This window comes from Chryseobacterium sp., assembly GCF_022712095.1.
Lineage (GTDB): Bacteria > Bacteroidota > Bacteroidia > Flavobacteriales > Weeksellaceae > Chryseobacterium.
Genome location: NZ_JALAHD010000157.1, coordinates 1 through 3,704, shown reverse-complemented (window position 1 = coordinate 3,704; position 3,704 = coordinate 1). Strand labels below are relative to the sequence as shown.

The 3,704-nt window shown below is 36.4% G+C and carries 2 protein-coding genes; one reads left to right on the top strand and one right to left on the bottom strand.

From position 1 onward, the window contains the following. The first annotated feature begins 5 nt into the window (after positions 1-5). The gene (locus Q0A18_RS07880) at positions 6-2,714 is read left to right on the top strand and encodes a sodium-translocating pyrophosphatase (protein ID WP_292009602.1); all 2,709 of its coding nucleotides are present in this window, start codon (positions 6-8) and stop codon (positions 2,712-2,714) included. A gap of 32 nt (positions 2,715-2,746) precedes the next feature. Here Q0A18_RS07880 and Q0A18_RS07875 read toward each other — a convergent pair. After that, positions 2,747-3,704: aminotransferase class I/II-fold pyridoxal phosphate-dependent enzyme (locus Q0A18_RS07875; RefSeq protein ID WP_292009601.1), on the bottom strand; the 958-nt coding region annotated here is incomplete at its 5' end.

Here is a 3,704-nt window from a genome sequence, read left to right as displayed (position 1 = left end):
ATTTAATTCCCGTTTTTGGTGTGATAGCTTTATTATATACTTATATTCAAAGCAAGTGGGTCAGCAGGCAAAATACCGGGACCGAAAAGATGAAATTAATCAGCGGATATATAGCTGATGGCGCAATGGCTTTTCTGAAAGCTGAATATAAAATTCTTACCTATTTCGTTATAGTTGTTGCCATTCTCTTAGGAATAATGGGGATAAGTAATTCTACGTCACATTGGAGTATAGGAGTTTCATTCATTGTAGGGGCCTTTTTCTCTGCATTAGCGGGATTTATAGGAATGAAGATTGCAACTAAAGCTAATGTGAGAACCGCAGAAGCAGCTAAAACCTCACTTTCACAAGCTCTTAAAGTTTCCTTTACTGGAGGTTCTGTTATGGGAATGGGAGTCGCAGGATTAGCCGTTTTAGGCTTAGGTTCCTTATTTCTGATAATCCGACAGATTTTTGCCCCTGATTCTCCGGTTGATTCCCATGAGATGGAAAGAACCATTGAAATTCTAACCGGATTTTCTTTAGGTGCTGAATCTATTGCTTTGTTTGCAAGAGTAGGTGGCGGTATTTATACCAAAGCTGCAGATGTAGGGGCAGATCTTGTAGGTAAAGTAGAAGCAGGAATTCCTGAAGATGATCCCCGTAATCCAGCCACTATTGCAGATAATGTAGGAGATAACGTAGGAGATGTAGCCGGAATGGGAGCTGATTTATTTGGATCCTATGTGGCCACAGTTCTCGCGACAATGGTATTAGGCAGAGAAACATTATCTGAAGATTCTTTTGGAGGTTTTGCCCCTATTCTTTTACCCATGTTAATAGCGGGAGTAGGAATTATTTTTTCAATTATAGGAACTTTATTTGTAAAAGTGAATGATAATGTGTCTTCATCTATATCTGAAGTTCAGACTGCACTTAATTTTGGAAACTGGGGCAGTATTATTCTCACAGCGATAGCTTCTTATTTTTTAGTTACTTATATTCTGCCCGATACTATGGTGCTCCGAGGTCATGAATTTACTAAAATGGGGGTATTCGGTGCTATTATAGTAGGATTAATCGTAGGAACCTTAATGAGCCTTATTACTGAATATTATACTGCAATAGGAAAAAGACCGGTTTCCAGTATTATCAGGCAGTCTTCTACAGGGCATGCTACCAATATAATCGGTGGACTTTCCGTAGGAATGGAATCTACCTTATTGCCTATTATTGTCTTAGCAGGAGGGATCTATGGCTCCTATTTATGTGCTGGACTATATGGGGTGGCTATAGCAGCAGCAGGAATGATGGCTACTACAGCAATGCAGCTGGCTATTGATGCGTTCGGACCTATAGCAGATAATGCTGGAGGAATTGCAGAAATGAGTGAACTTCCAAAAGAAGTCCGAGAAAAAACTGATATTTTAGATGCAGTGGGTAATACGACAGCTGCAACAGGTAAAGGGTTTGCAATTGCTTCAGCTGCTCTAACAGCTTTAGCCTTATTTGCTGCATTTGTAGGAATTGCAGGAATCGATGGCATTGATATTTACAGAGCAGATGTTCTGGCCGGATTGTTTGTTGGAGGAATGATTCCGTTTATCTTTTCTTCATTGGCTATTACAGCGGTGGGACAAGCTGCTATGGCAATGGTGGAAGAAGTACGCAGACAATTCCGTGAAATTCCCGGAATTCTGGAAGGGAAAGCAAAGCCTGAATATGAAAAATGTGTGGCTATTTCTACAGATGCTTCCATAAGAAAAATGATGCTTCCCGGGGCTATTGCGATTATTTCTCCATTATTGATCGGTTTTATTTTTGGGCCTGAAGTCCTTGGTGGTTTTCTGGCTGGAGCAACAGTTACCGGAGTATTAATGGGAATGTTCCAGAATAATGCAGGAGGTGCATGGGATAATGCTAAAAAATCATTTGAAAAAGGTGTTGATATTAATGGACAGACCTATTATAAGGGTTCGGAACCACATAAAGCATCTGTAACAGGAGATACAGTCGGAGATCCTTTTAAAGATACTTCAGGACCATCTATGAATATTTTGATTAAACTGATGTCTATAGTTTCACTTGTTATAGCTCCAACATTGGCTACCCTCCATAAAGATAAGATTGAAGCAAACAGAAAAACAAAAATTGAAAGTCTGATCGGAGTATATGATAGCCAATCAGTATCAGAGGATTTTTTTATCGATACTGCAAAAAAAGAAATAAAAGGTTATCTCAATGAAAGTGGGGATTTTGTTTATGAAACGGGGAAAAACAGAAATGTAAAGCTCAATGGCGGGAAAACAATTTCTTTAGGAGAAAATAGCCAGCTATATCATTTGTATATGAATATTAAGAATAAAAACAATGCTGTATTAGATTCTAACAACTGGTATACTATAGAAAACTTATATTTTGAAAGTGGTTCAAGTGATCTCAAGGCCGGGTCTGATATGCAATTAAATAATCTAGCTGAAATTTTAAATTCTTATCCTACATTAAAAATAAAATTAGGAGGATATACTGATAATACAGGAAGTGAAGAAACTAATGTGAAACTGTCAAATTTAAGAGCACAAACAACAAAACTGAAACTGCTTGAAATGGGAATTCCTGCAGATAGGATAGAAGCTGAAGGATATGGTTCTCAATACCCTGTCTGTAAAGCTAATGATACGGATGAATGTAAAGCAAAAAACAGAAGGATTGATGTAAGAGTCCTTTCTTTTTAAAAAATCAAACACTGCCTTTTTGGCAGTGTTTTTTATATACTTTTATTCAGATGCTCTAATGCTTGGATAATGATCTCATCTTTCTTTGCAAAGCTGAAACATATATAATCTGAATTCTGTTTTGTTTGATAAAATGCCGAAAGAGGTAAGCATGCGACTTTCTTTTCAGTGGTCAGCCATTTGGAAAACTCAACATCAGTCATTGTTTTAGAGAGTTTCCTGAAATTTACAATCTGAAAGAAACTGCTGGGAGTTTTCTCTTCAATTTCTAAAGGTGTGTTTTTGATCATGTCACAGAAAATATTTCTTTTGCCTTCCATTAAAGCTTGATTGACAGAAGGATTGAATACTTCAAGATATTTAGCAACAGCGTATTGTGCAGGACTATTTACCCCGTAAGAAATGTATTGCTGATAATTCCTGAAAAGAGAAGTAAGTTTCTCGGAGGCTAGTAAATAGCTGATCTTCCATCCTGTGGTATGAAACATTTTTCCGAATGAGAAGATGCAAAAAGTTCTTTCTTTTAATTGAGGATGGAGAAAAGAACTATAATGATCCGCTCCGTTATAGTAATAGATATCATAAACTTCTTCTGAAATCAGATAAATCTCATAATCTTTGATTATTTCATACAAATAATTCCAGTCTTCCGCCTTCCATATTTTCCCTGTAGGATTTTGGGGTGAATTGACAATAATAGCTTTTGTTTTACAGGAAATTTTAGTTTTCAGTTTTTCCCAGTCAATTGAAAAATCGTCTTCTACATCGTAATAGACAGGAATTCCTCCATTCATGATAATAGAAGGAGCATAGGTATAATAAGACGGTTGAATAACAATGACTTCATCTCCATTATTAAGAACAGTGCGTAATGAAGTATATACTCCGAAAGTAGAACATGGAATAATATTTATTTCTTTATTTTGAAGAAAAATTTTATTTTTTCTTTTAGCATTAAAAAGAATTATCTGTTCTATTAATTGAGGGTTT